Origin of the sequence: Pontibacter mucosus, assembly GCF_003054055.1 — a bacterium.
GTDB classification, from domain to species: domain Bacteria; phylum Bacteroidota; class Bacteroidia; order Cytophagales; family Hymenobacteraceae; genus Pontibacter; species Pontibacter mucosus.
Map to the genome: position 1 here is coordinate 181579 of NZ_QBKI01000004.1, position 26813 is coordinate 208391.

The 26813-nt window shown below is 53.9% G+C and carries 20 protein-coding genes; 13 read left to right on the forward strand and 7 right to left on the reverse strand.

The window, feature by feature from the left end; genetic code table 11:
• Positions 1–166: 166 nt before the first annotated feature.
• Positions 167–724 carry a peptide-methionine (R)-S-oxide reductase MsrB gene (msrB, locus tag C8N40_RS09470; protein ID WP_245905059.1) on the reverse strand — a complete coding sequence of 186 codons (558 nt, stop codon included), beginning with the start codon at positions 722–724 and terminating at the stop codon, positions 167–169.
• 197 nt (positions 725–921) lie between these two features.
• Here msrB and typA point away from each other — a divergent pair, with 197 nt between their 5' ends.
• The 5 genes from typA (at position 922) to C8N40_RS09495 (ending at position 9070) form a co-directional block, all read left to right on the forward strand.
• Positions 922–2727, forward strand: a complete 1806-nt coding sequence (gene typA / locus C8N40_RS09475) for a translational GTPase TypA (protein WP_108211536.1) — start codon at positions 922–924, stop codon at positions 2725–2727.
• A 250-nt stretch (positions 2728–2977) separates the two neighbouring features.
• On the forward strand, positions 2978–3940 hold the full coding sequence (locus C8N40_RS09480) for an aldo/keto reductase (RefSeq protein WP_108211537.1): 963 nt from the start codon (positions 2978–2980) through the stop codon (positions 3938–3940).
• Between the two features lie 245 nt (positions 3941–4185).
• On the forward strand, positions 4186–5400 hold the full coding sequence (locus tag C8N40_RS09485) for an OmpA family protein (RefSeq protein ID WP_146173543.1): 1215 nt from the start codon (positions 4186–4188) through the stop codon (positions 5398–5400).
• Positions 5401–5622: 222 nt separating this feature from the next.
• Positions 5623–7962 carry a TonB-dependent receptor gene (locus C8N40_RS09490; protein WP_108211539.1) on the forward strand — a complete coding sequence of 780 codons (2340 nt, stop codon included), beginning with the start codon at positions 5623–5625 and terminating at the stop codon, positions 7960–7962.
• A 4-nt stretch (positions 7963–7966) separates the two neighbouring features.
• Positions 7967–9070: a PepSY-associated TM helix domain-containing protein gene (locus tag C8N40_RS09495; protein WP_170114067.1), complete on the forward strand. Its 1104-nt coding sequence runs from the start codon at positions 7967–7969 to the stop codon at positions 9068–9070.
• A 573-nt stretch (positions 9071–9643) separates the two neighbouring features.
• Here the strand turns inward: C8N40_RS09495 and C8N40_RS09500 are convergent.
• Positions 9644–12130 carry a DUF5686 and carboxypeptidase-like regulatory domain-containing protein gene (locus C8N40_RS09500; RefSeq protein WP_170114069.1) on the reverse strand — a complete coding sequence of 829 codons (2487 nt, stop codon included), beginning with the start codon at positions 12128–12130 and terminating at the stop codon, positions 9644–9646.
• 295 nt (positions 12131–12425) lie between these two features.
• Between C8N40_RS09500 and C8N40_RS09505 the strand changes: the two genes are divergently transcribed.
• On the forward strand, positions 12426–14018 hold the full coding sequence (locus C8N40_RS09505; RefSeq protein WP_108211542.1) for a hypothetical protein: 1593 nt from the start codon (positions 12426–12428) through the stop codon (positions 14016–14018).
• A gap of 9 nt (positions 14019–14027) precedes the next feature.
• On the forward strand, positions 14028–15674 hold the full coding sequence (locus tag C8N40_RS09510; protein ID WP_108211543.1) for a hypothetical protein: 1647 nt from the start codon (positions 14028–14030) through the stop codon (positions 15672–15674).
• Positions 15675–15771: 97 nt separating this feature from the next.
• On the opposite strand, the gene C8N40_RS09515 is transcribed toward C8N40_RS09510, so the two are convergent.
• The 4 genes from C8N40_RS09515 to C8N40_RS09530 all read right to left on the reverse strand — a co-directional run bounded on the left by C8N40_RS09515 (position 15772) and on the right by C8N40_RS09530 (position 20105).
• A complete protein-coding gene (locus tag C8N40_RS09515) occupies positions 15772–16524 on the reverse strand; it encodes an SDR family NAD(P)-dependent oxidoreductase (protein WP_108211544.1) in 753 nt (250 codons plus the stop codon).
• A 3-nt stretch (positions 16525–16527) separates the two neighbouring features.
• Positions 16528–17292, reverse strand: a complete 765-nt coding sequence (gene porT / locus C8N40_RS09520) for a type IX secretion/gliding motility protein PorT/SprT (protein WP_108211545.1) — start codon at positions 17290–17292, stop codon at positions 16528–16530.
• Positions 17241–17963, reverse strand: a complete 723-nt coding sequence (gene ubiE, locus C8N40_RS09525; RefSeq protein WP_108211546.1) for a bifunctional demethylmenaquinone methyltransferase/2-methoxy-6-polyprenyl-1,4-benzoquinol methylase UbiE — start codon at positions 17961–17963, stop codon at positions 17241–17243. Before ubiE ends, porT begins: the two co-directional genes overlap by 52 nt.
• Before the next feature lie 150 nt (positions 17964–18113).
• Positions 18114–20105, reverse strand: coding sequence for an OmpA family protein (locus C8N40_RS09530; RefSeq protein ID WP_108211547.1), 1992 nt, complete (start codon positions 20103–20105; stop codon positions 18114–18116).
• 555 nt (positions 20106–20660) lie between these two features.
• Here C8N40_RS09530 and yihA point away from each other — a divergent pair.
• The 4 genes from yihA (at position 20661) to C8N40_RS09550 (ending at position 23209) form a co-directional block, all read left to right on the forward strand.
• Positions 20661–21269 (forward strand): ribosome biogenesis GTP-binding protein YihA/YsxC, encoded by a 609-nt coding sequence (yihA, locus tag C8N40_RS09535; RefSeq protein WP_092105126.1) that lies wholly within the window; start codon positions 20661–20663, stop codon positions 21267–21269.
• Positions 21270–21345: 76 nt separating this feature from the next.
• Positions 21346–21756 (forward strand): energy transducer TonB, encoded by a 411-nt coding sequence (locus tag C8N40_RS09540; protein WP_108211764.1) that lies wholly within the window; start codon positions 21346–21348, stop codon positions 21754–21756.
• Positions 21757–21777: 21 nt separating this feature from the next.
• Entirely contained in the window at positions 21778–22302 is a 525-nt protein-coding gene (locus C8N40_RS09545) for a DUF5606 family protein (protein WP_108211548.1), read from the forward strand.
• Between the two features lie 583 nt (positions 22303–22885).
• On the forward strand, positions 22886–23209 hold the full coding sequence (locus tag C8N40_RS09550) for a hypothetical protein (protein ID WP_108211549.1): 324 nt from the start codon (positions 22886–22888) through the stop codon (positions 23207–23209).
• An 82-nt stretch (positions 23210–23291) separates the two neighbouring features.
• Here C8N40_RS09550 and fbp read toward each other — a convergent pair whose 3' ends face one another.
• Positions 23292–24299 (reverse strand): class 1 fructose-bisphosphatase, encoded by a 1008-nt coding sequence (gene fbp, locus C8N40_RS09555; protein ID WP_108211550.1) that lies wholly within the window; start codon positions 24297–24299, stop codon positions 23292–23294.
• A gap of 82 nt (positions 24300–24381) precedes the next feature.
• Between fbp and C8N40_RS09560 the strand changes: the two genes are divergently transcribed.
• Both C8N40_RS09560 and C8N40_RS09565 read left to right on the forward strand, forming a co-directional pair.
• Positions 24382–25656, forward strand: a complete 1275-nt coding sequence (locus C8N40_RS09560; RefSeq protein WP_108211551.1) for an aspartate kinase — start codon at positions 24382–24384, stop codon at positions 25654–25656.
• 74 nt (positions 25657–25730) lie between these two features.
• A complete protein-coding gene (locus C8N40_RS09565) occupies positions 25731–26504 on the forward strand; it encodes an enoyl-CoA hydratase-related protein (protein ID WP_108211552.1) in 774 nt (257 codons plus the stop codon).
• Positions 26505–26813: the final 309 nt, after the last annotated feature.

Here is a 26813-nt window from a genome sequence, read left to right on the forward strand (position 1 = left end):
GCAGAGGGTAGTTGTTAGTTAGTTATAGTTATTGGTTGATAGTTATTCGTTGTTAGTTATTAGAGGTGGCCGGTTTATACTTGGTAAGGGACGAACAAAGGGTAACCTCCCCTACTCATTTCGATAGAGAACCCAATAACGAATAACTATCAACCAACAACTAACCTCACTTCTTTTCTGTGAAGCTAAGGGCGGCGGAGTTGAGGCAGTAGCGCAGGCCGGTTGGCTCGGGGCCGTCCTCAAACACATGCCCGATGTGGGAGCCGCAGCGGGCGCACTCCACTTCCGTTCTCACCTCGCCAGGGAAAGACCTGTCTTCCACCTCTTTTATGCGATCTTTGGCTAAGGGCGCGTAAAAGCTTGGCCAGCCGGTACCGGAGTCGAACTTAGTCCGGGAGCTGAACATGGGGTTGCCACAGGCCGCACAGGCGTAAATACCTTTCTTTTTATTGTTGTTATACTTGTTTTTGAAAGGAGGCTCGGTGCCCTCCTGCCGCAGCACATAATACTGCTCCGGCGTCAGGATTTTGCGCCACTCGGCCTCTGTTTTCACCACGGTATCCTGCAGGCTCGCGTCTTGCAGCGCCTGCCTTTCCTCCTCCTCCAACTGTACGTCGCCGGTTATACCTGTTGTGGCCACGTTCGCTGCGGCATCCTGCTCGGAGCATGCAAACATGCCCACGGATGCAAGCACTATAAAAAACTGCGCTACTCTCATACTCATACTTTTAAGGCAGGCACCTTGCTCGCAAAATACCTAACCAATTAGGAAACAAACTTTAATATAACAATGTTTGGCTCCTGAACCGTGCCATTGCGGCCCTCAAATTAATTTAATACAACCATAACCTGTTTATTTCGAAGCAAATACTAAAAGTGTGAAGGCTTTTTTGTATTTTTGCGCCTCGAAAAACCAATTCAATGCAAAATATCCGGAATATTGCGATTATCGCACACGTTGACCACGGCAAGACGACGACCGTGGATAAGATCATCCACGCCTCTAAGCTGTTCGCAGAGCACCAGCAGTTCGACGACCTCATTCTCGACAACAACGACCTGGAGCGCGAGCGCGGCATCACGATCGTTTCCAAGAACGTGTCGGTTCGCTACAAAGGCGTTAAAATTAACGTTATCGACACCCCTGGTCACGCCGACTTCGGTGGCGAGGTGGAGCGCGTGCTGAAGATGGCCGATGGCGTACTGCTGCTGGTAGACGCTTTTGAGGGTGCCATGCCGCAGACCCGCTTCGTATTGGGCAAAGCCATCCAGCTCGGTCTCAAGCCCATTGTAGTAGTAAACAAAGTAGACAAAGAAAACTGCCGTCCAGACGAGGTGCACGAACAGGTGTTCGACCTGATGTTCAACCTCGACGCTACGGAAGATCAGCTGGACTTCGTTACCCTGTACGGTTCCTCTAAAAACGGCTGGATGAGCCGCGACTGGAGAGAGAAAACCGAAGACATCACCCCGCTGCTGGATGCCATTATCGAAGAGATTCCGGCCGCGCCATACCAGGATGGTACCCCGCAGATGCAGATCACGTCGCTCGACTACTCTTCTTTTGTGGGCCGTATCGCCATTGGCCGCGTAAACCGTGGTACCCTGAAAGAAGGTATGCCGATTAGCCTGTGCAAGGCCGATGGCAGCATCAAGAAGGGCCGCATCAAAGAGCTTCATGTATTTGAAGGACTTGGCAAGCAAAAAGTTGCCGAGGTGAAGGCAGGTGAAATCTGCGCCGTGACAGGCATCGAAGGCTTCGATATCGGCGACACGATTGCCGATGCGGAGAACCCGGAGGCCATGGAGCGCATCTCGATTGACGAGCCGACTATGAACATGCTGTTTACGATCAACAACTCTCCTTTCTTCGGCAAAGAGGGCAAGTTCGTAACCTCCCGCCACCTACGTGACCGCCTGTTCAAGGAAACAGAGAAAAACCTGGCCCTGCGCGTGCAGGAGACAGACCGTGAGGACTCTTTCCTGGTGTTTGGACGTGGTATCCTGCACTTGTCTGTACTGATTGAGACCATGCGCCGCGAGGGCTATGAACTGCAGGTAGGTCAGCCGCAGGTAATCTATAAAGAAATTGACGGACAGCGCCACGAGCCAATCGAGCAACTGGTGGTGGACGTACCGGAGGAGACAGCCGGTAAGGTAATCGAGCTGGTATCGATGCGCAAAGGCGAGCTGAACGTGATGGAGCCGAAAGGCGACCTGCAGCACCTGGAGTTCACGATTCCTTCGCGCGGTCTGATCGGCCTGCGTAACAACGTGCTGACGGCCACTGCCGGCGAGGCCATCATGAACCACCGCTTCCTGGCCTATGAGCCATACAAAGGCACCATCCCTGGCCGTAACAACGGTTCCATCATCTCTATGGAGACTGGTCCGGGCACTGCTTACTCTATCGATAAGCTGCAGGACCGCGGCGTGTTCTTCGTGGATCCAGGCGAGGATGTGTACATGGGCATGGTAATCGGCGAGCACAACCGCCAGAACGACATCACGGTAAATATCCAGAAAGGCAAGAAGCTGACAAATATGCGTGCTTCCGGTTCTGACGACAACGTGAAGATCGCCCCTGCCAAGCGTTTCTCCCTGGAGGAAGCCATGGAATACATCCAGAAAGATGAGTACCTGGAAGTAACGCCAAAGAGCATCCGCATGCGCAAAATTTACCTTGACGAGAACGAGCGTAACCGCATGTCCAGAGCGGATGCGTAAGCGTCTGAAAGTATAAACACACTATAGCCCCATGCGATGATGAATTGCATGGGGCTATTTTTTTGGTTAGAACATTAGCGTACGAATGCAGGCACCTCTCCTACTTTCAACCTGACCAACCTCAGCCCGGCAACCCGGTAAAAGCGCCTGCTTACCTGAGCCGGCCCGAAAACATTACGTGCGATAAACTAGTTAGTCGAAGAACAGCCTGTGGCAAGCAGAATGTAACATCCACCTATAAAAGTATACTATGAACAAACGAAAATTAGGAAACACGACCTTACAAACATCGCCTATCGTGGTAGGAGCCAATGTTTTTGGCTGGACCTTGAATGAAAAGGAGTCCTTTGCCATTTTGGATGAGGCGTTTGAGGCTGGCTTTAACACCATCGACACCGCCGACGCCTATTCCCGCTGGGCCGAAGGCAACAAAGGAGGCGAGTCTGAGACCATTATTGGCAAGTGGATGAAGGATCGCGGTAACCGGGAGCAGGTAGTCGTCATCACCAAAGTGGGATCAGACATGGGCCAGGGCCACAAGGACATTTCGGAAAAGTACATCCTGAAAGCAGCGGAAGACTCGCTCAGAAGGCTGCAGACGGACCATATCGATTTATACTTCACGCATTGGGACGATGATAAAACCCCGGTGGAGGAAACGCTCGGCGCTTACCAGAAACTGATCCAGGCCGGGAAAGTGCGTTACATCGGCGCCTCCAACCTTTCGCCGGAGAGGCTGCGCGCCTCCCTTAAGGCCAGCCAAGCGCACGGGCTGCCGCGTTACGAAGTTTTCCAACCAGGGTACAACCTCTACGACCGCCAGGAGTACGAGCAGGGCGTGGCCCCCATCTGCCAGGAGGAAGGGCTGGGCGTGATTACCTATTATGCGCTGGCAAGCGGTTTTCTGAGCGGCAAATACCGTAGTGAGGAAGACCTGAGCAAGAGCGTTCGCGGGGGTGGCGTCAAAAAGTACCTCGACGCCCGGGGCCAGCGCATTCTGGCCGCGCTCGATTCTCTTTCCGAAAAGTATGCTGTTTCGCAAGCAAGTATAGCGCTGGCCTGGCTCATGCACAATCCGCTGGTGACAGCGCCCATCGCCAGCGCGACCAAAAGCAAGCATGTACAGGCCTTTACGGAGGCTACGCAGGTAGTGCTCAGCCCTGAGGACATGCAACTGCTCGATAAGGCCTCGGCCTATACAACATCCTCCTAAATAGCACTACACCAGGTACCCACAACCTTCTCCGGCTATTCGCCAGAGAAGGTTTTTTATTGGGTTATACTTTCACAGCAAAACAAGTACAAACTACCTGGCCCCCACCTTGTATTTTAACCACCCTACTTGCGGTTTTCAGCCTTTTGCTAATGGCATACTATTAAACATGTATAAATTCGTGCAATTTTTTATAGTTTAAACAAAATTTTATACGTTTGTTCCACTACTCAACCAAGGAAACCATGAAAAAAAGAATCTTGCTGTTTATTGGAACAATCTTGTTAGCCGCGGGCACACTTCCTGCTCAGGCCCAGTTTAACGTTGCCAACAAGATCAAAAACAAGGTTAACCAGAAAATCGATCAGAAGATTGACAAGACCATTGATGAGTCGCTGGAGGGTAAGAAGAGTACGAACAATAAAAACGCTGCCACGACAGATGAAGCCGCTACCAACGGCGGCGCCGGCAGTGCTCCCGAAACGGAAGCAGGCAGAATGAAAGCCTGGACCAAGTATGATTTTGTGCCGGGAGATAAAGTAATGTTCTCGGATAACCTGGCCGGCGAGGAAGTAGGTGAATTTCCGTCGCGCTGGGACCTGAAACACGGTAATGCCGAAGTAGCCGTGCTTGGAGACGAGAAAGTGATCAACCTGGTGCAGAGCAGCACAAGCATCACCCCGCTGATGAAAGGAGAAAACTGGTTGCCTGAAACCTTCACCATAGAGATGGATGTGTTCTTCGACAGCGACAACGGCAACGTGGCTTATGAGATATTCCTGGTAAGCGACCAAAAAACGTACAAAGAAGAAGTACATGGCGATTTCTGGAACCCCATCGACATCCGGGCCAACCAGTTAAGGTTCAAAACCTTCGGTTCCGAGTCGGAGGAATTGGCTGCCAAGGAGGTAAAAAACCAGTGGCGGCACGTGGCTATCTCGTTTAACAAGCGCAGCATGAAAGTATACCTCGACGAGCACCGCCTGATCAACATCCCGAACGTAAACGGCAAACCAACCGGCCTGCGCATTGAAGTGGACAAGCGCATTGATGCCAACACGATGATAAAGAACGTGATGATTGCCCAGGGCGGCAAGAAGCTCTATGACCAGGTTCTGGCCGATGGCAAAATCGTTACCTACGGCATCAAGTTCGACGTGAACAAGGCTACCATCCGCCCGGAGTCGGTAGGCACGCTGGCAAGTATAGCCAAGCTCATGCAGGAGCAGCCGGAGCTGAAATTTAGCGTAGAGGGACACACCGACAGCGACGGCGACGATACCTCCAACCTGAAGCTGAGCCAGCAGCGCGCGGAAGCGGTGAAAACATACCTGGTGGATCAGGGCATTGCCGCTGAACGCCTGGCCGCCAAAGGCCACGGCGAGGCGAAGCCCATCGACAAGAACAATACTCCCGAGGCCAAGTCGAATAACCGGCGGGTGGAGTTTGTAAAACTATAATCACACCGGCAGCGCCCGCCCGGGTTCTGCCACCCAATTATTCTTTCAGTATCTTTTACCAAGCCTGTTACTTAACTGTAACAGGCTTTTCGGTTTACAGATACCTGTGTTTGAACAAAGAATATTATTTAGATTTATTTTAAATAAGACTTGCATGGATGCTCCCCCTCCTATACTTTTGCCCTAATTATAATCAGTCTAAATAAGAACACCTAACCATCCATGCGCAAGTTTCTACTCCTCTTCATATGGCTATTTGCCTTGTCCGAAGGACAGGCGCAAAGCAACGCCACCATTGCCGGCAAAGTAACCACATCACAGGGCCAGCCGGTTGAGCTGCTCACCGTTGCCCTGGAAGGGACCGTGCTGGGCACGAATACCAACGCTGCCGGCGAGTTTATACTTAACAACATCAAGCCGGGCAGTTATACCTTGCGTGTGGGCGGAATCGGCTACAAGTCCTTGCGCCAGCCCATCACCCTTGGCAGCGGCGACAACCTGAACCTGCAGCTAACCATACAAGCAAGCACCAGCACCCTGGATGAGGTGGTGGTATCGGCCAGCCGCAGCGTGGAAACCCTGGACGAGACACCTGCCTCCGTACATGTGATCGATTCGCGAACCCTGCAGATTCAGTCGCAGATAAGCACCGACATTTCTAACATCCTGGCGAACTCGGTCCCCGGCCTGGCCTTCAACAGCAACACCACCAGCAACGTGGGCCAGACGCTGCGCGGCCGCAACGCCCTGGTAATGGTAGACGGGATACCGCAGTCCACGCCGCTGCGCAACGGTAGCCGCGACATCCGCACCATCGACCCTACCGCTATTGAGCGAGTGGAGGTGGTAAAAGGCGCCACCGCGGTGTATGGCAACGGCGCTGACGGCGGCCTGATCAACTACATCACCAAGCAGGCTAACACCAGCCAGCCTTTCAGCGCCTATACTTCCGTTACCGGCACGGGCAACCTTTTCCATGCTGATGGCACCCTGGGTGGCCGCATCTCGCAGCAGTTTACCGGTAAACTCAATAACTTCGACTACGTAGCCAGCGGCACCTATGAGAAAACCGGCGTACTGCGCGATGGTGAGGGAGAGGTTATCTCTCCGGTGTACGGGTTGGGTGAAACGAAAATGTACAACGGCTTTGCCAAGGCAGGCTATAATTTCAACTCCAACCACCGTCTGGAAGGCATGTACAACTACTTCGGTAGCCGCCAGAACTCGGACTATATCCTCCAGGAGGGCATCTATGGCGAAAAGCCATCTATCGGCGTGAGGGGCGAAGTACAGGGCGAGCCGGAGGGCACCAAGTATAACCACAACGCCCAGCTGCGCTACATTGGCAAAAACCTGTTCCTGAACACTAACCTGGAGCTAAGCTCTTACCTGCAAAGCTTCTACACCGTCTACGGCTATACGCCATACTTTGAGGGTGGCGGGCAATCGACCATCAAATCCGCTAAAAGGGGTGTGCGCCTGAACCTGAACACGCCTTTTAGAATTAGCAGCGGTATTGAGGGCAGCGTGGTGTATGGTGCCGATTACCTCAACGACGTTACCTCCCAGCCGCTGGTGGATGGCCGCACCTGGGTGCCGGAGATGGACCTGCACAACCTGGCTCCTTATGCGCAACTGCAGCTCAACATCCTGCAGGACCTGAATTTCAAGGCGGGCTACCGCTTCGACAATGTGTCGGTAAATGTGGATGATTTTCAGCAGTTGGTGCTGGCAAGCGGCGCTGGTGGGGACTTTGTGCAGGGTGCAAAACTGAAGTTCAATGCCAACACCTTCAACCTTGGCCTGCGCTACTCCGGGCTGGAATACTTCAAACCGTTTGTCAGCTACTCACAAGGGTTCTCTATGATAGACGTGGGCCGTTACGTACGCAGTGCCACCGAAGACTTTATCGCGCAAATGGACCTGGAGCCGGTGATCGTGAACAACTACGAGGCTGGTTTCCACAGCCAGTTCGGGATTGCCTCTTTCAGCGGTGCCTACTTTATCAGCACCTCTAAGCTGGGGGCCAACCTGATTGCCAACGAGGCCGGCGTGTACGAGATTGAGCGTGCACCGGAGCGCGTGGAAGGCTTTGAGGCGCTGGTAGACCTGTTCCTCTCCGACAAAATAACACTGGGCGTCAACGCCTCTTACAGCGAAGGCAAGGCAGACATCAACAACAACGAAAAGTATAGCGACAGCGAAGACAAGTACCTGACCAGCCTGCGCATCCCGCCGTTCAAGTTCACGTCTTACCTGAACCTGAAGCCCATCCAGAACCTGAGCGTGAACCTGCAGTGGATATACTCCGGCGAGCGCGACCGCTTTGACCGTAACGCCAAAGGCGGCTACAACTCTGGCGAGGGTCCGGTGAAGGCATTCGACGTGTTTAACCTGGCTGCCTCTTACCAGGCCACTGAAAAGCTGAGCCTGAACGTGGGCGTGGAGAACCTGCTGGACAAAGCCTACTACCTGCCACAAGCTTACTGGTATGGCCGAAACGACAACTTTACCAGAGCCAACGGCGCCAGATTTCAGTTAGGAGCAGCCTATAAGTGGTAATACTTTGAAGAAACGCGTAAAAAGAACCTTTTCCATTCACCATTGGTGCGGGCTGATAGCCGGGATATTCATCCTGGTTATCAGCCTTTCTGGCGTTATACTGGTCTTTGATGATGACATCGACGACGCTATGTTTGCCAACCATGCCAGACTGGAAACGCCGGCCAAAGCACTGCACATTGATAAATCAATTGGCTGGGTAAGGGCGGAGAACTCGGGCTGGGACATTCGGGTGCCTGCGTTGCCTGCCTCGCCAGACGAAGCGCTGCTGTACGAGCTGCGGCAGGGGCAGCTGCGCCGGTGGCTCTTCGTGCACCCTGAAACCGGGGAGAAGCTGTCTACCGTGGGACAGGCCCACAACCGCTTTTCCTACGTGGTGCTCAATATCCATTACAACCTGCTCTCAGGCACGCCGGGTAAAATCGTGGTGCTGCTGATAGGCGTGGCACTGCTGCTGCTTACCATTACCGGGTTTATACTTTACCGACGTTCGGTGCTCAAGGTGCTTACTTTCCGGCAAAAAATCAGTTTTAGCAGCCGCCGAAGCATATTTTCCGGTCTGCACCGCGTGGTAGGCGTGTGGGCATTGGCGTTTAACCTGCTCATGTGTGTTACGGGTTTATCCTTGGCTATTACGGTGGTAAATGCCGCCCTCAAAGGCGGGCCAAAGGAAATTGCTGTGCCCGAAATCACCACCTCTGTAGATGCCACCATGGCCGAAGCGCGGGCCACCTATCCCGAGTTTGAAATCACGTACCTGCGCTTTCCGGTAAATGAAGAGGGCAAGCTCCAACTGCTCGGCCGCCTGTACTCCGACCCCTCCTACTACGGCAAGTTCTACAGCAAAATACAGGCAGATTATACCACCGGTGAGCTGGGTGCCCCCTACTTTGTGCGGGACCAACCGTTGCTCGACCGCTTCCTTACCTCGCTGCACCCCGTCCACTTTGGTGATTTTGCGGGGCTCTTTGTAAAGCTGCTCTACGCCTTCTTTGGGCTGATGCCTGGGATACTTTCCATCTCCGGCTTTGTGATTTGGTACTACCGCCAGCAGCCGCAGCCGGAGCAAAAACAGGTGAGAAGGCAAGTGGTGAAGGTGGTGCGGTAGTGGTTTGTAATTGAATAATTAACCCACCCCTACCTTTTCGAGAAACAGGTCTTTTCATTCTACTTTCAAAGCTTCTAACCTCCCTGTCATTCTGTAAAGAAACTTGGTGGTAGGGAGGTTAAGCCAACACTACTGGCCAACAAGATCCTTTCAGGATGACAAAAGAGATGGGAATGCCTCCGGTGTCTGCCTCCGCTCTTTCGGATTTGCAATCAGGGAGAGCGAAGCAACTGTCCCCTTGAGGGGACCGCAGGGGTGTAAAGCTACGGAGCAAGTCACTTTAGATTGGTTGTATTATTTCCGCAGGTGTAAACACCCCTATAGCTGTCCCCTTGAGGGGACAGCTATAGGGTATGTAGCCCTCGCTCGCCTCTGGCGAGTGTGAGCTATTGCACGGCCTCTGGCCGCTAGGGTTTATACTTCTGCACTTGGTTGTGTCACGTGGCGGGACGCCACCAAATAACGCACATCACTGTTTGTGAGTATCTCAAATATACTTTATACCACTAAAAACACCGGCGCCGCAGGTTTATACTTGCGGCGCCGGCTTTTCATACTTTGATTTATACTTGCCTACAGTTTAAACTGCACCGAGAACTTGAGCCCGAACTTCCGGGTGCCTTCGTCCAGGTGGGTGAGGCGGTGGAAAGCATCCACGCGCAGGATTTTGAAGATGTTCTCGATGCCATAGCCCAGCTCCACATACGGCGTATCCCCCAGTGTTTTAAAGGCTTCCTGCCGGCTACCTGATGGTGTGAATTCCGGCATCAGCTCGAGGTTGCTTTGGCTCAGGCTGCCGTAGAGGATGTTAGCTGAGCCCAGCACGCGCCACTTGAGCTTTTTGATAAGCGGCAGGCGGTTAAACAGTAGCCCCTCGAAATACTGCTCGTAGTGCAGGGCGGCATACGTATCGCTGGCAAACTCGAAGTAGTCCATCAGGTTGTAGGTGGCGTCGTAGTAGAAGGGCGTCTCGTTGCCGGTGTGCACCTCCAGCAGCGGGTAAGGCACCGGCGAGAAAATCTTGCCAGCCTCGAGTCGGTACATCGCATTGCCCAGTCGGCCCATCACAAAGTCCTGCTCCACCCCCAGGTCCACGCGCTGGTAATCCACCGTAGCGCCCAGGGCGTTGTTCAGGCCCAGCGTATACTTCAGGCTCAGCACGGGGTAGCTACCGCTTCCCAGGCTGATGCGCTCGTTATCGTTCTCCACGTATACTTCATCCTGGGCGTAGCGCGTCAGGAAACTTACCTCGGTGGCGGTAAAGCTGCTGGCGAGCTGGTCAGGCTGAGCAGGGCCTTTTTTGTAGTAGGCAAAGTCATACTGCGGGTCGAAGTGGCGTTTGCGCAGGCTCACGCGCTCGGTTACACCGCGCAGCACATCGCGCTGCAAGTATACATTCGTCTCGCGCACCATCACCGGTTTGCGTAGCTCCCCGAACCGGGAGAAGCCCAGAAAGAATGGGCTCGAGGCCAACCGGTCAGACATCAGCCCCACCTGCTGCAAATCCTCCTGGTGCGTAAAGCCTACCTCGCTCCAGCGCTTGCGGTCAAAAATGTAGCGCCCGCCCAGGCTATACTTGTAGGCCTGGTCTTCGGTGCCATAGGCCACATAGCCGCGCAGCTCTAGTTTGTTGCTAAAGTTGATGTTCGTTTTGCCGCCTACCTGAAAACGGTGCCCCTCCACGTCGTTCAGCGCATAGGTATAAGGCCAAGGTCCCCAGCTCACTTTCCCGAAGCTCTTGTAACCGGTGCCCAGCACGGTGGCGAAATTGGTAAAGCGCTTTACTTTCGGTGTCTCGCGGATGGCGTTGATGGTGGCGTAAACCTGCTGGTCGGCCAGGCTGAGGGTGTCGTGGCGGCGTTCTTCCCAAAAGCTCTCCGCCTGCCTGCCGGCCCCGGCCAACAGCTCCACCGGCTTATCAAAGAAGTCCGGCTTCTGCGGCTGGTTGACCACCACCTTCTGGTACGAAGTATAAACTTTCGCCAGAATGCCCGGTCGTTTCGGCGTCAGGCCCACAATCTTAATCTTCACCTCGGTACCGGCGGGCATCCAGGCCTGCTCCCCTACCTGCTGCAGCTCCTGCTTCAGGGCGATGCTTTCCACGAAGTTGATGTTGGCCGATTTGCTCACGGTGGCTTCCAGTTTGCGCAGCGCATAGCCATCTGCCGTAATCCACATGCGGCCGTTAAAGGCCAAATCCTGCGGGCGCTTTTGCTTAAAGGATAGTTCGTAACACCAGTCGTCGCCGATGTAGGTACTGTCCTCCAGCTCATAGTGGTAATAGCTTTTCCAGCCATCGGCAATCGGGCTGATGAAGTTTTTCTGCAGCACACTCACCCAGTTCTGGTAAAAATTGTAATCCTGGTAGTTGCTGCCAATCACCTGCGAGACCAGCGTGCCATCCTGCAGGCCGATGCCGGTTACCTTGGTGGCTTTGATGATTTCCTTGCTGCGCTTGGGGTCGCGGGTATAGTATACATCGGAGAGCGACTCGGAGAGAAAGAAGGGCAGCAGCTTTTTGCCGTCCTCGCCGGCCAGATACATCTGCGAGTCAACCAGCGAGGTAATGGCCTTGCCTACTACGCCTTTGCCTTTCTGTTGCCCCACGTTGTCCACGTCGAGCTGCATTTTGGTATAAGCCTCGTACTGGTAGGCCGTGAGCTTGCGCTTGTCGTTAAGGTTCTTGTTGTCTATCACGCGCCGCATAATGGGCCAGGCCGGGTTTTCGCCGGGGCGTATGACTACCTCCTGCAGCTGCTGGGCGTTTGTTTGCAGCTTAAAGTCGAGCGTCTGGGTGACTACGCCTTTCTGCACGGGCAGCGTGAGGGGCAGGTAGCCCACAAAGGCAGCCGTGAGTGAGTCCGGGGTGCTGGAAAGGCGGATGTTATACTTTCCCTCCACATCCGTGGACGTACCGATGGAAGAATTTTTAACAAAGATGCCCACAAAAGGCAGTGCCTCGCCTGTGGCGGCATCGGTTACCTGGCCTGAAATGCGGGTTTGGGCCTGGCTGACCAGCGAGGCAAGTATAAGCAGGGTGAATAGGAAAAATCTTTGCAAAGCTATACTTTTTGAAGCGCGCAAAGGTAAGAGGATTTCACTGATTTACCAGCATATTTGTTTAGACAACAATAAGGTAAAGTCCTGACGCTGTTCCGGGTTTCCTGCCAGCAGGTTAACATAAGGTAAGCGTTCCAGTACGCTCTGCCTCAATAGAATTACATTGGTATAGCTATACTTGCAGCTACGCTTCCCTCTACCCAATCTTTCGTTGCCTAAAGCATCCGGCCCGTTCACGTGAAAACATTACAGACGGTTTACGTTAAATAACCTGTTTACCAGCACCTACATCGGCATGAGGCTATATTTTTGGCAGGTTATACTTGCCATCACTTTACTTACTTCCGCTGGCTGTGCCAGAAAAAACTTCTACGCCAGCACACCGGTCGTAGACGGGGAAGTATTTGAGCACCTAAAATCCAATTCTGCCACCCCGGACAGCGTGACCATACAGGCGGGGGCACATTACAAGCGCGGTTTCCTGCACCGTCTTTTCTGGGGCACCCATTACCGCCCCGTTTGGAGTGTTCCGGTTACTGTACCAGTGTTTGAGATGGACACCACCTGGGGCGGGCTGACGGTTGAAAAAAAAGGCGGCGGTTTCCAGACCACCAGCTTTACCATGGTCAGCGCCGACAACAAAACCTACGCCCTCCGCTCCCTCGACAAAGACCCCAAGGAGGTGCTGCCCGGCTTTTGGCGTAAAACATTCGTGGTGAACATCCTGCGCGACCAGATTTCGGCCTCGAACCCCTACGGTGCCCTCATTATCCCGCCCCTGGCCAAGGCTGCCGGTATTCCGCATGCCACGCCGCAGCTGGTGTATGTGCGCCCCAACGACGCGGACTTTGGCGAGCACCAGGACGTAGCCAGCAACAAAGTATACATGCTGGAGGAAAAGTATACCGACGAGCGCATGGTGGACGAAGTGACGGGCAACCCCGTGGATATCGTGGGCAGCGGCAAAATGCTCAACCAGGTTTTTGGGGATCAAAACCATTACCCCAACCAGCTGGCCTTTGCCAAGGCCCGCCTCTTCGACCTACTTCTGGGCGACTGGGACCGCCACGAGGGGCAATGGGAATGGGCTCGATATGAACGCGGCGGCAACCACTACTACCGCCCTATCCCCAAAGACCGCGACAACGCCTTTTACCGCTTCCAGGATGGCATCATCCCTTGGCTCTTCAGCCGTAACTGGGCCATCCGTAAGTTTGAGTCCTTTGACGAGGATTTGAGCGACGTGTACGCCCTGACCATCAACTCCCGGTTTATCGATGAGCGGGCACTGGCGCAGGTAACACGCGCGCAGTTCGACTCGCTGGCTGTGGCCTTGCAGCAAAGTATAACCGACGAGGTGATAGCGCAGGCGGTTAGCCAGTTCCCTGCCCCGGTGCAAGAGCTGGAGGGCGAGGCAACTAAGCGCAAGCTCATGAGCCGCCGCGACCAGCTGCGTCAGGCCGCCGACAAGTTTTATGACATCCTGGCCAAGGAAGTATTGGTCGCGGGCACCGATGGCGAGGATGTGTTTGAAGTGAAGCGGCTGAACGACGAGGAAACAGCGGTCACCGTTCGCCGCAAGTCCGACGACTACGTCTCCTTTCAGCGCACCTTTAAGCGTTCCGAAACCAAGCTCATCACCCTGCACGGCCTTGCCGGCGACGATGAATTCGAGCTAAGCGGAAAGGTAAAAAAGGGCATCAACATTAAGCTTGTAGGTGGCCGCGGAGAGGATGAAATCAAAGATGATTCGAAAGTAAGCGGCTGGGGCAAGAAGACCAAAGTATACGACACCGTACGCGGCACCGAGCTGGAGGCCGGACCTGACACCAAAGACAGACGCACCAGCGACGTGCGGGTGCATGCTTTCGACCGCGAAGGGTTTTAAAGAAGAGTAATGAGACAAACTGATTTACCTGGCTTTCTGGGCCGTTTTTATACTTTATTTTGCCTGCTTCTGCTTTCCGGCCTGGCTGGGTGCGGCAAGCGCTTCAGCCACAGTGTGCGGCAGGTGCCTGCGCCCGTCCCTGTGGCAGCCACCGTTCCGGATTACACCGACAGTACCTTAACGCTGGCAGCAGGCGAACACTATGGCCGAAGCCGCCTGCATACCTTCTTGTATGGCAAGCACTACCGCTCCGTCTGGACCACGCCTGTAGAGGTGCCGGTGCTGGATATCGGCACCGCCTATGGCGGACTGGAGCCGCTGCAGATGGGCGGCAGCCGCCAGACCATCAACCTGCGCCTGCAGGACAGCACCGGCACCGAGTATGTCATCCGATCCCTGGACAAAGAACCTGCCAGTGCCCTCCCTAAAAGGCTGCAGAAAAGCTACCTGGCCGATTTCATCCGGGATGCCACTTCCGCCACCAATCCGTATGCCCCGTTGGCGCTGCCCGCCATGGCAGAGGCCATTGGCATCCACTACCTGGAACCAGAGCTGGTGTTTGTGCCGCACGACCCGCGGCTAGGCGAGTTTATGGATAAGATAGGCGGCACCATGGCCTTGCTCGAGCGCCGGCCCGCCAAAGACCAATCCGACTACGACCCCATGGGAAACGCCTCCAAGGTAAAAAGCACCCGCTCCGCCATCACCGAGCGCCTCACCGACAACGATTCTCACTTCGACGCCAGGCTGTTTCTGCGGTCGCGCCTTTTCGACATGCTGCTCGGCGACTGGAGCCGCCACGAGGACAACTGGCGCTGGGCCGAGGAAGAGTACAGCGACAAGGCATACGTATACCGCGCCATCCCCCGCGACCGCGACAACATCTTTTTCAAGATGGATGATGGCCCTGTGCCCTGGCTCTTGCAGCGCCTGGGTGTGAAGCCCCACTTCCAGTCCTTCCACAAACGTATAAGCGCCAGCCGTCTGGAAAAACTTAACCGCAGTGGCCGCAACCTGGATGAGCTTATACTTGCCCGCCTGAGTTGGCAGGACTGGCAGCAAATTGCCGACAGTGTGCAGCAGGCCCTAACCGACGAAGTCATTGAACAGGCCTTTACCGCCCTGCCGGACACCATCCATGCGCTCACAGCCGCGTCCACTATCAGCAAGCTAAAGTCCCGGCGCGATGCACTTCCCCAAATGGCCCGCAGCTGCTATGCCACCTTGGCCAAAAAGGTACAGGTAGTGGGCACGGATAAACACGAGCGTTTTGCGGTGGAAGTGCAGCCAAACGGTGGGATACTGGTGCGCGTGTATAAGATGCACAAGGACAAGGAGGTGCAGCAGCTGCTTTACGAGCGCCTCTTCCATTCTTCCGAAACACGCACCTTGGAGCTCTACGGGCTCGGTGGGGATGACGTGTTCATTTTGAGCGGTGACGCAAGGCCAGGGATGAAGATTAAAGTATGGGGTGGTTCCGGAGAAGACCACTATGAGGCCAACAGCCCCAAGCCGGCTTCCCGCCTGCAAATCTTCGACTCCAAGTATAGAAACCGGCTGGAGGTGCCCCGCAAGGCAAAAGTCAAGCTCAGCAACGAGCAAAATGTCCAGACATTTAATGCGGAAGGCTGGCTGCTGCGGTACTACCTCGATTAGGCAAGCGGTTTATACTTTGCACTCCGTGCTAAAAAGAAATCCCCGCCCCTGGTTTATACTTCCGGAGGCGGGGATTTATACTTTATACTGTAGCGTTCTACTGCTCTTTTACGATAATAGTAGAGGAGGCCTGTGCCGTTGGCAGCACCAGCACTTCGGCCAGGTTTACGTGGGCAGGGCGTGTCACCATAAAGGCTATCAACTCGGCAATATCCTGCGCCAGCAGCGGCTGAAAGCCTTTGTACACAGCGGCCGCACGCTCCTTGTCGCCCTTAAAGCGCACCTCCGAAAACTCGGTCTCCACCGCTCCCGGGTTTACCTCTGACACCTTGATACCGAACTGCACCAGATCCATGCGCATGGCTTTGGAGAGGGCGTCCACGGCGTGCTTGGAGGCACAGTACACGTTGCCGTTCGGGTATACTTCCTTGCCCGCAATTGAACCGATGTTAACGATGTGGCCTCCGCCCTGCTCCTGCAACAGCGGCAGTACCGCCTTGGTCACGTAGAGCAGGCCCTTCACGTTAATGTCCAGCATGGCGTCCCAATCGTCTATGGCGCCATCCTGCACCGGTGCCAGGCCATGGGCGTTACCGGCATTGTTCACCAGTACGCTTACCGCGCGCCACTCCTCCGGCAACGTAGCCACCGCCTCTACCACTGCCACTTTATCCCGCACGTCAAACACCAGCGGGTATACGTTGTCTTCTCCTAAGCGCCGCTGCAAATCCTGCAGGCGCTCGTGACGGCGGCCGGTGGCAATAATCTTAAATCCGTGCTTGGCAAGCTCCACGGCAGTGGCAAGCCCAATACCAGAGGTGGCTCCGGTAACAAGTGCAATCTTGGTCATTTCCTACTCAAAGAAAAGTATAAGTGATACGTTATGGTGGGTCAGCTTGTCGATGGACCTGCTGTAGGTGCTGTTTGATAAAAGCTTGTGCTGGTTCAGCAAACCGTGGGAGAAACGCAGCTCCGGGGCAAACTTAAAGTATGGGTAGAAGATATCGATGCCGATGCCATACTCCAGCGCCAGGTCAAACTTCTCCACTTCCAGGTAATTGTCAACCTTTGCGCCATTATTGCCTTTGCCCAGGTCTATACCGGGCTTAATACCCGCCACCATGTAGGGCCTGTAGTTAGAGCGGCGCTTGGATTTATACTTCAGCAGCACCGGCAGCTCAATCATGGTGTTGCTGATTGTCTCCAGCATCACGTCCTCTGTCTCCTCTGTGGTTGGTACCTTGGTAAACTCCAGGGTGCGGCCATAAAACCCCACTCCCGGCACAAAGCGGGCATCCAGGTAATCAGCCAGGCGCACGTTCAGCACCAGGCCCGTGTAAAATCCCAGAGACTTTTTGGAGTTGATGGCTTCCTCACTGCCTGCTCTCAGACGGTCCACATACTCCTGCGAGTGGTGCACGTTATACTTGGTAAGCGGCACGGCCAGGTAAAAGCCGTAGTGCACGGGGCGCTCGTCGTAGCCGGGCTTGTTAAGGGCGTTTACTTTTTGCTGCGCCTGCGCTTTGCCGCCCAGCATCAGTAAAAGTATAAACAGACTACAAAAGGCTATTTTTTGCCTGTGTAGATAGAGCTTATGCCAAATGTGAGTGAATGCCATTTTGTGTCTCTAAATCCAACTTTATGGTAGATGTTCAGGAAGTTCTGCCCGTCCGGGAACGCCTGCACCGACTCCGGCAGGTACGTATAGGCAGCGTTGTCCTTAGAAACGAGTTTACCCACCACCGGTAGTATATTTTTAAAATAAAATTGATACAGCTGCTTCATCGGGAAGCTGCGCGGCATGGAGAACTCCAGCACCACCGCCGTTCCGCCCGGTTTGAGCACGCGGTGCATCTCCGCCAGGCCCTTCTCCAGGTTCTCGAAGTTGCGCACGCCAAAGGCCACGGTAATGGCATCAAAGGTGTTGTCTTCAAAGGGCAGGTTCTCCGAGTCGCCGTACTTGAGCTCTATCTTATCGGTGAGGCCGCGCTTGGCCAGCTTCTCCCGTCCTACGGCCAGCATGCCCTCCGAGATGTCCACGCCCGTGATTTTGTCCGGGTTCAGGCGGAGCGCCTCGATGGCGAAGTCTGCGGTGCCGGTGGCGATGTCCAGCAGCTGCTTTGGTTTTTCGGGAACGAGCAGGCTGATGGCCTTCTTCCGCCAGATAATATCGATGCCAGCGCTCAAAAAGTGGTTCAGGAAATCGTAGTTGCCGGCAATGTTGTTAAACATCGTGGCCACCTGCGATTTTTTGTTCTCGTTCTGGTCTTTGTAAGGTACTACCGCCATGGGTTGGGATAAAATGATTGTAATAAGGCAAAAATACAGTACCTAAAACTATAATCCGCAGAATATGTTCCGAAAAGTAAAAAAAGCAGGCCGGGTATGCGCCCGGCCTGCTTCTGAAGTATAGTTTTGGCTCAGGGCCAAGGTTTGGTCTTACTGCACTTCCTTACCTTTCTGTATCTCGTCGCGCTCCAGCACTCTGAAGATAGTTCTGCGGTTCAGCTGCATGTTGTCAGCAGAGGTGTTCGGCACGGCAGGTCTGCTCTCGCCGTAGCTCACCGTTACCATGCGCTTAGCCGAGATACCTTTCTTCACTAAGTAATCGAAGGCGGCGTCAGCACGGTTCTGGCCAAGGGTCATGTTGTAGGAGTCGCTGGCACGTGAGTCGGTGTGGCCTTCGATGCTGATGTTCATGGTTGGGTTAGCCTTCATGATTTCAGCAATTTTGTCCAGTTCCTGGATAGCCTCAGGGCGCAGGTCATACTTGTCGGTAGCGAAGTAGATGTTTTCGAACTTGAATTCTCCTACAGCGGCATCCGGAGCCAGGCGGGCAATGCGGGCGGCTGTCGTGTCGTCCAGCGTCACGAAGAAGTCTTTTCTAACCGTGGTCGTGTCGTCCAGCACAACAGGTACCTCTACCTCCTGTGTCTCCAGCACCTGACCGTCTAGCGACAGCTGCACCTGGTAGTTACGGCCGGAGAGCACGTTTACGCTATAGGTAGCAGAATCCGGCTTGCTCACGTCGCGGTAAGAAATCGGACGGTTGTCGGCCTGCACACCGTTAAAGATAAGCTCTACGCCTGGCAGGGTAAGGGTGCTATCGCCCATTACCAGCACACGGCCCTTAACCTCGGTGTTTTTGATGTAGTTAATCGTGTAGATGTCCTTCTCGCCGTAGCCACCGATGCGGTAAGACGACAGGTAAGCGTAGCTTCCGTCCGGAGCCAGGCGGTAGTAAGTGTCATCATCCGGCGTGTTGATTGGAGAGCCCAGGTTTACCGGACGGCCCCAGCGGCGCGCCACCGAGTCATACTTGGAAGCGAATATGTCGTAACCGCCCATGCTGTTGTGGCCGCGGGAGGCAAAGAATAACGTTCCGTCAGCAGACAGGTAGGGGCTGTCCTCGTCGAAGCGGGTGTTGATGGTTCTGCCAAGGCTCTTCGGGTTGCCCCAGTTGCCGCTCTTTTCGCGCTGCACCATGTAGATGTCCAGGTCACCGTTCTCGGAGTAGTGGCTCGTAGAGAAGAACAGCGTAGATCCGTCTGGCGTGATGTAGGCATCAGACTCAAAATCACGGGTGTTCACTTTGTCGCTGATGCTCTTCGGCGTGCCCCAGCTTCCGTCCGACTGGCGCTCGGATACCATGATATCACCGTTGTTGATTGATTGGTACAGCAACAGCTTGGTATCGTTGTCGAAGAGTTGGATAGAGGCGTCATGGCCGGCGCTGTTCAGGCCGCCTGCCACAATGCGCGGTTTCTCCCAGGAGTCCTCGCCGGTGCGGGTGGTCTCGAAAATATCCTCAAAGTACTCCCCGTCTTCAGCAGCCTTACCGCCCGTGGCTCCCTCGGCGCGCGAAGTGAACAGCAGGTAGTTATAGTCTGATGAGATAACCGGGCTGTGCTCGGAGAATGCCGTGTTCACATCACCGCCCAGGTTTTTCACGAACACATCCTTCGGGTTAGCCACCTCGCGCTTGGCGTTCTGGGCATACTGGATCAGCTGTGCCACCTCCTCTTTACGCTCTACGTTGCGCGGCTTGATGGTTTTCTGATAGTTCTTGAAGTGCTCAATGGCGCTGTCGAAGCGGTAGTTGATGTGGTCGGTGCGCCCCAACCAGTATTCCAGCTCCTTGTCCACTTTCGGGTTAAGCTCGGCTGCGCGGTACAGGTAGTCAGCCGACCTCTCCTTGTCAAAGCTCAGGTAGCTGATACCGGCAAAGTATAGCGCCTTAGCATTGTTAGGGTCTGCCGTTAACACCTGGTCATAATAAGGAAGCGCAGCACGGTAGTTCTCCTTATTAAAGAATTTGTTTGCAGTTCGCAATTGCTTTCTGGTGCTTTGCCCCGATGCGGAAGTGGCCATAAGGCATACCACGGCAAGCAGCAGAGATCCCCGCGAGAACGTTTTGGCTAAATAATTCATGTGATAAAGGGTTTGTTATACTTTCCTAAACTAGTGGTGATTTAAAAAATCTCCTGAGACATTAGGCAGCTCCAAGCGGGCTGCCGGGATATTCCAGCATCTATACGAGATATATATATTTTAGTATATCTGAAATACATATCTCTCCCTTAAAAATTTGGCCGGTGTACGTCTGGCAATCCGGAAATAGTAAGCGGGTTTCCGGAAGCCCTGCATCTAAAAGAGGCAGGTATAGGTATAAAATTACTCACACGAAATTGAATCAGCAGCAAATATATACAATATATTATATAAGCAAAGTATATATGACCATAAATAAGGCAACTTTACCCCAATAAGGTATACTTTTTAAAATATTTCCGGGGGAGCTCAGGATAAGGTGGCCCGGGACTAAATGTTACGTGTTTTTTTGCGTTTCAGAGCTGAGAGTGGTACCTGCCAAACACCACGGAGAATTAATTTGCTACCTTTGGGGTTTTACAACAGGATTGCCGCCCAAACTTTGGAAGAAGTGCGGACAAAGAGGCGGCTTTAGCTACCACAACACACAGCAGCATGGTAATAAAGGAAGCACAGTTTTTGATGAGCAACACCAAGGTGGAGGCCTGCCCGAAGCCGGACAAGCCGGAGTATGCCTTTATCGGGCGATCCAACGTGGGCAAGTCGTCGCTCATTAACATGCTCACAAACCAGAAGAACCTGGCCAAGACCTCGGGGCAGCCTGGCAAGACGCAGCTCATCAACCACTTTCTGATAAACAACGAGTGGTACCTGGTGGACTTACCGGGCTACGGATACGCCAAGGTGAGCAAGCGCTCGCGCGAGGAGTGGCGCCGCATGATAAACTTTTACCTGCAGAAGCGCGAGAACCTGGCCTGCATGTTTGTGCTGATAGACAGCCGCCACGACCCTATGGCGCAGGACCTGGAGTTCATACACCAGCTCGGCAACATGGGCGTGCCTTTTGTGATTGTGTTCACCAAGCTCGATAAGCAGTCGTCCATCAAGACGGACTCAACCATCGCTGCCTGGAAGCGTAAACTGCGGGAAACATGGGAAGAGTTGCCGCAGATGTTCCGCACTTCCTCAGAAAAGCAGATCGGCCGCGACGAGATCCTCAGCTTTATAGAAGAGGTGAACGCGCAGGTGCAGAACCAGCCCTGAGGCAGCGGACATTGGTTAGCATTTAAGAGTGTGGCAGCAGGACCCGTGATGTAGAAAATTTTAAATGTTTACCCTTATGAGAACTGGAATTTCGTTTTTGTTTCTTTTATTTGCCATGCTGGCAGTAACGGCGGCAAACGCCCAAAACACTGGCAAAGCCACCGCGCAGGCGGCCACGGAGGATAAAGTATGGATCCCTGGGAAAGCCGTACCGGTGGCCGAGTACTACGAGGGTGGCCAGGAGGCAATGTACCAGGCTATTTATAAAGAGCTGCAGTACCCCATGCTGGCTAAGCGCAACCGCGTGCAGGGCGACTGCATCATCAGCTTCACCCTGAACCCGGATGGCTCCACCACCAACTTTAAGGTACTGCGCAATGCCGGCGCCGGCACCGGGGAGGAGGCGCTGCGGGTGGCCAAGCTGCTGAAGTTTAAAGCCCCCGGCTACGGTGTGGATGCCAGTATTCCGATAATGTTTAAACTATAACCGACACAAGACATATTACCTATGCCTATTGATTTAAGACAAGTTGCAGCAGTTTCCGGCCAAAGCGGCCTTTACCGTGTAGTGAAACCTACACGCACCGGTGTGATTTTGGAGAGCCTGGAGGACACTCCGAAGACGATGGTAGCACAGGCGCGCCACCGCATGTCGCTGCTCGACGAGATCTCGATCTATACCACCGACGGAGAAGGCACTGTGCCGCTTGCCGAGGTGTTTGACCGCGTAAACGAGAAGTATGGCGAGGACCTGCCCCTGGGCGACAAGCCATCGAACGAGGACTACAAGGAGTTTATGAGCAACGTGCTGCCAAACTTCGACGAGGACCGCGTTTACGTATCGGACATGAAGAAACTGGTAAGCTGGTACAGCATCGTGAGAAAGCACGTTGGCTTTACCGAGGCTGCCAAGTCTGAAGAATCAAAGGCGGAAAAGAAACCAGCGGCCAAAAAGGAAGCTGAGGCTAAAAAAGAAAAGGAACCCGCTGAGAAAAAGGCTCCCAGCAAGAAGAAATCTGAAAAGGAAGCCTAACCTATAAGAAAAGCCCTCCCGCACGGAGGGCTTTTTTGTTGCTGCTGGTTTATACTTTGAGCTTTTATACTTTAGGCAAATTATACTTTTGCGGGCTGGCTGAAGTATAAAGTATAGATGCTGTGATTTATACTTACGTGAAGGTGTAAACCCACCCCCGCCCCGCCCGAGAGGGGAATTCCTGTACCTGTATTCCAGCCCCCCTTCCTCTGAAAAAAGATCCCTTAAGTCTACAAGTAACTGTCCCCTTGAGGGGACCATAGGGGTGTAAGGCCAGTGGCAAGAGTCTTCACTAAAAGTAAACCCAACCCCTTAAGGCTACTCTCGCTAACTCAAAACTCGCGCTTTGGCTAGCCCAGAGGAGCGAAATCGGGGAACGATTGTCATCCCCCTACCCCCTTCGAAGGGGGACTTGGCAGAAGTATAATTCCCCTCCTTGGAGAGGTTAGGGGTGGATTAAGCGGGCCCAGCAAGTATAAAAACCAGAAGTATAAAACCACACTCCATTCTCTGGCCAAAGTATAAGTATAAAACATTTGCCGCCTTCAGCTATTTATACTTGCAGCAACAATTTCTAAAGTATATGTACCTTTACGCAATGCCTTACTCCCCTGCCCTGCTTGCAGGTACCACCAACCACCTGCAGCGTATTTTTGACGTGGAAAACCTGCCAGCCACCAACCTGGAGGCGCTGGAGTTTAAGCTCGCGCACATCGTGCAGCAACTTCTGCGCAACGACTTCAGCCGGCTGCTGCACATCCTCTACCGCATCGACGTGGACGAGCAAAAGGTAAAAGAGGCCATGATTGACGCCGACGAGGAAATCATTGCCACCCGCATTGCCCGCCTTATCATCAAAAGAGAAATACAAAAAGCCGAGATAAGACTGCGGTACAGCGGGCACTAAAGCAAGAAAGGCAGGAAGCGTTGCGCCTCCTGCCTTTGTGATGTTGTTAGTCAGATTACTAATTCCAGATGGGTGGGTTGGGTTAACTTACGGCTAGTTCAACTTTCAAAAACTCCTCTGCCTTGTCTACCATCTCTGGCGAGCCGATAAACAGCGGGCAGCGCTCGTGTAGTTCGGTAGGTACCAGCTCCATAATGCGCTGCGAACCGTTAGTGGCCTTTCCGCCCGCCTGCTCTGCAATAAAGGCAAGCGCGTTGCACTCGTACATCAGGCGCAGCTTGCCGTTGGGAGCTTTGGCCGTGGCTGGGTAAATGTAAATACCTCCTTTAATCAGGTTACGGTGGAAATCGCCTACCAGCGAGCCAATATAGCGCGCCGAGTACTCGTTTTCCTTGCAATACTGCACATACTGCTTCACGCCCTCCGGGAAAGAGTTGTAAGTGCCCTCGTTGATGGAGTAGATCTTGCCCGTTTTAGGAGTGCACATGTTAGGGTGCGACAGGAAAAACTCGCCCAGCGTGGGGTCGTAGGTGAAGCCGTTTACGCCTGCCCCGGTCGTATACACCAGCATGGTAGATGAGCCGTAGATAACGTAACCGGCTGCCACCTGGCGCGTGCCGCTCTGCAGGCAGTCCTCCATGGTGCCATCGCCGCCTTGATCGGAAATACGGCGGTAGATGGAGAAGATCGTGCCGATAGACACGTTCACGTCAATGTTGGAGGAGCCGTCCAGCGGGTCGATGGCCACGATGTACTTGCCGCGGGTGTTGCCGGTCTGGATAACCTCGTCCTCCTCCTCCGAAATGATGGAGCATACCTCACCGCCGTTGCGCAGGGCACGTATAAAGCGGATGTTCGCGATCACGTCCAGCTTCTGCTGGTCCTCGCCCTGCACATTTTGCTGGCCGTAGGCACCAGTTACATCAAGCAAACCTGCGCGATTTATCTCGCGGTTTACGATCTTTGCAGCCAGGGCAATGTCGCGAAGCAACTGAGACAGCTCCCCCGTCGCGAAGGGGAAGTCCTCCTGCTTCCTCATAATAAACCTGTCGAGTGTCGTTCCGACAGGCAGTCCTAATTTTTCATTCATGTTGATAGGTTTTACTGATAGTAAGTAATTTACAAAAATATCATTTTTAGACTATATTCCGAGAGCCCTGCGTCTACGATATATGAATACAGAAAGGATTAAAGTATACAAGTTTGGCGGCGCTTCCGTTAAAGATGCCGCTGCGTTCCGCAACCTGGCCCGCATCATCCAAACCCAGGACGACGGGAGCCGGCTGCTGGTGGTTGTCTCTGCCATGGGCAAAACCACCAACGCCCTGGAGGCGCTTCTCGGGCTGGCCTTCCGCCAGCAGGATTTTAGCGCAGAGCTGGAGCAGCTCAAAGCATACCATCTGCAGGTGCTGCAGGAGCTCTTTTCGGAGCAGGGGCACCCGGCACACGAACGGCTGGAGCACCTGTTCGATCTACTCCGCACCAGGCTCAGCGAAATCTCCCCGACCGATAATTTTGATTGGGTATACGATCAAACAGTAAGTTTTGGCGAACTTTTTTCCGCCACCATTCTGCATTATTTCCTGGCCGAACAGGATGTTTACAACTCACTGATAGACAGCAGGAAGTACATCCAAACCGACAATAACTGGCGCGAAGGGAAAGTAGATTGGGCCTGGACCGAGCGCCTGATCCGCCGCGACGTGCCGCAACTGCTGCAGCAAGGGCTAGTGGTAACGCAGGGCTTCCTGGGCGGCACCAACAACGGCCATACCACCACGCTGGGCCGCGAGGGCTCCGACTTCAGCGCCGCCATCTTTGCCTTCTGCCTCGATGCCTCGGAAATGGTGATCTGGAAAGATGTGGCCGGCCTGCTCAACGCCGACCCCAAGCACTTCCCCGACACGGTGCGCTACCCGGAAATCTCCTATCAGGAGACAGTGGAGATGGCTTATTACGGAGCCTCGGTCATCCACCCCAAAACCATCAAGCCGCTCGCCAACAAGAAAATACCGCTCTACGTGAAGTCGTTTCTGGACCCCGAGGGCGAGGGCACCAAGATCTGCGACTGCCGTTTTGAGGTACAGGCCCCGGCTTATATTATAAAAGAAAACCAGTGCCTGGTGTCGTTTGGGGTGAAGGATTTTACCTTTATCTCGGAGAAGAACCTGGGCACCATATTTAACGCGCTCTCAGAGCTGCGCATCAAAATCAACCTGATGCAGAACTCGGCCATCTCCTTCTCCATCTGCACCGACTACAACCCTGAGCGCCTGGAGCGGCTGATGCAGACCCTGCAGGACCAGTTCGTGATCCACTACAACACCCAGCTGCAGCTCTACACGGTTAAAAACTACAACGCGGAAAGTATAAAACGCATACAGGAGGGCAAGGAGGTGCTGCTGGAGCAGCGCACGCGTACTACTTTCCAGATCGTGTGCCGCTAGTTTATACTTTGAGTGTTTCTATACTTGCCGCAAAAAGCTAACTTCATACGTCATAACCGAAACCTATCACTACAATGGAATTTATACTTGTAACCCCACAGGCGCAGCCGCACGTGGCGCTTATCCAACTCAACCGCCCCAAAGAACTGAATGCCCTGAACCTGCAGCTCATGGGCGAGCTGCGCGATGCCCTCAAGGCACTAGACGAGGACGATGCCGTTCGCGTGATCATCATCACGGGCAACGAGCGCGCCTTCGCCGCCGGAGCTGACATCAAGCAAATGGCCGGCAAAACCGCCATCGACATGCTCAACATCGATCAGTTCTCTACCTGGGATCAGATCCGCAAGACTAAGAAGCCGATCATCGCGGCGGTTTCGGGTTTTGCCCTGGGTGGCGGCTGTGAACTGGCTATGACCTGCGACATGATTGTAGCCTCGGAGACAGCGCAATTCGGTCAGCCGGAGATCAAGATCGGCGTGATGCCCGGCGCCGGCGGCACGCAGCGCCTGACCAAAGCCATCGGAAAAGCCAAAGCCATGGAAATGGTGCTGACCAGCAGGTTTATGAGCGCCGTAGAAGCCGAGAAGCACGGCCTCATTAACCGCGTGGTGCCAGTGGAGCTATACCTGGAGGAGGCTTTTAAACTGGCCTCCGAGATTGCGCAGATGTCGCCGGTGGCAGCCAAGCTAGCCAAGGAAGCCGTGAACCGCTCTTTCGAAACTAACCTGGACGAGGGTTTATACTTTGAGCGCAAGAACTTCTACCTCTGCTTCGCCTCCGAAGACCAGACCGAAGGCATGAACGCCTTTGTGGAGAAACGCAAGCCGGAGTTTAAGGGAAGGTAGTTTGGGAGTTAGAGAGTTGGGGAGTTTAGGAGTTGGGAAGTTAGAAGGTTAAAAAGTTAGAAAGTCATCCAACCACCCCTGACCCCTCCTTGTCCAAGGAGGGGAGCTTATTCTTACTGCTTCAGGCGTTGCCATCATTGCCCCGGCTTTTTACTTGTCATCCTGGGTGGATCTTGGTTGAAGGGAGGTTAAGCTGAAGCTGCATCACTTATACTTTAGCTGAAGTAGTAGCAGACTCCCCGCCTTGGCTAAGGAGGGGTTGGGGGTGGTTCGACCCGGAACTGCAGGAGTATACTCTTCCTACCGCAA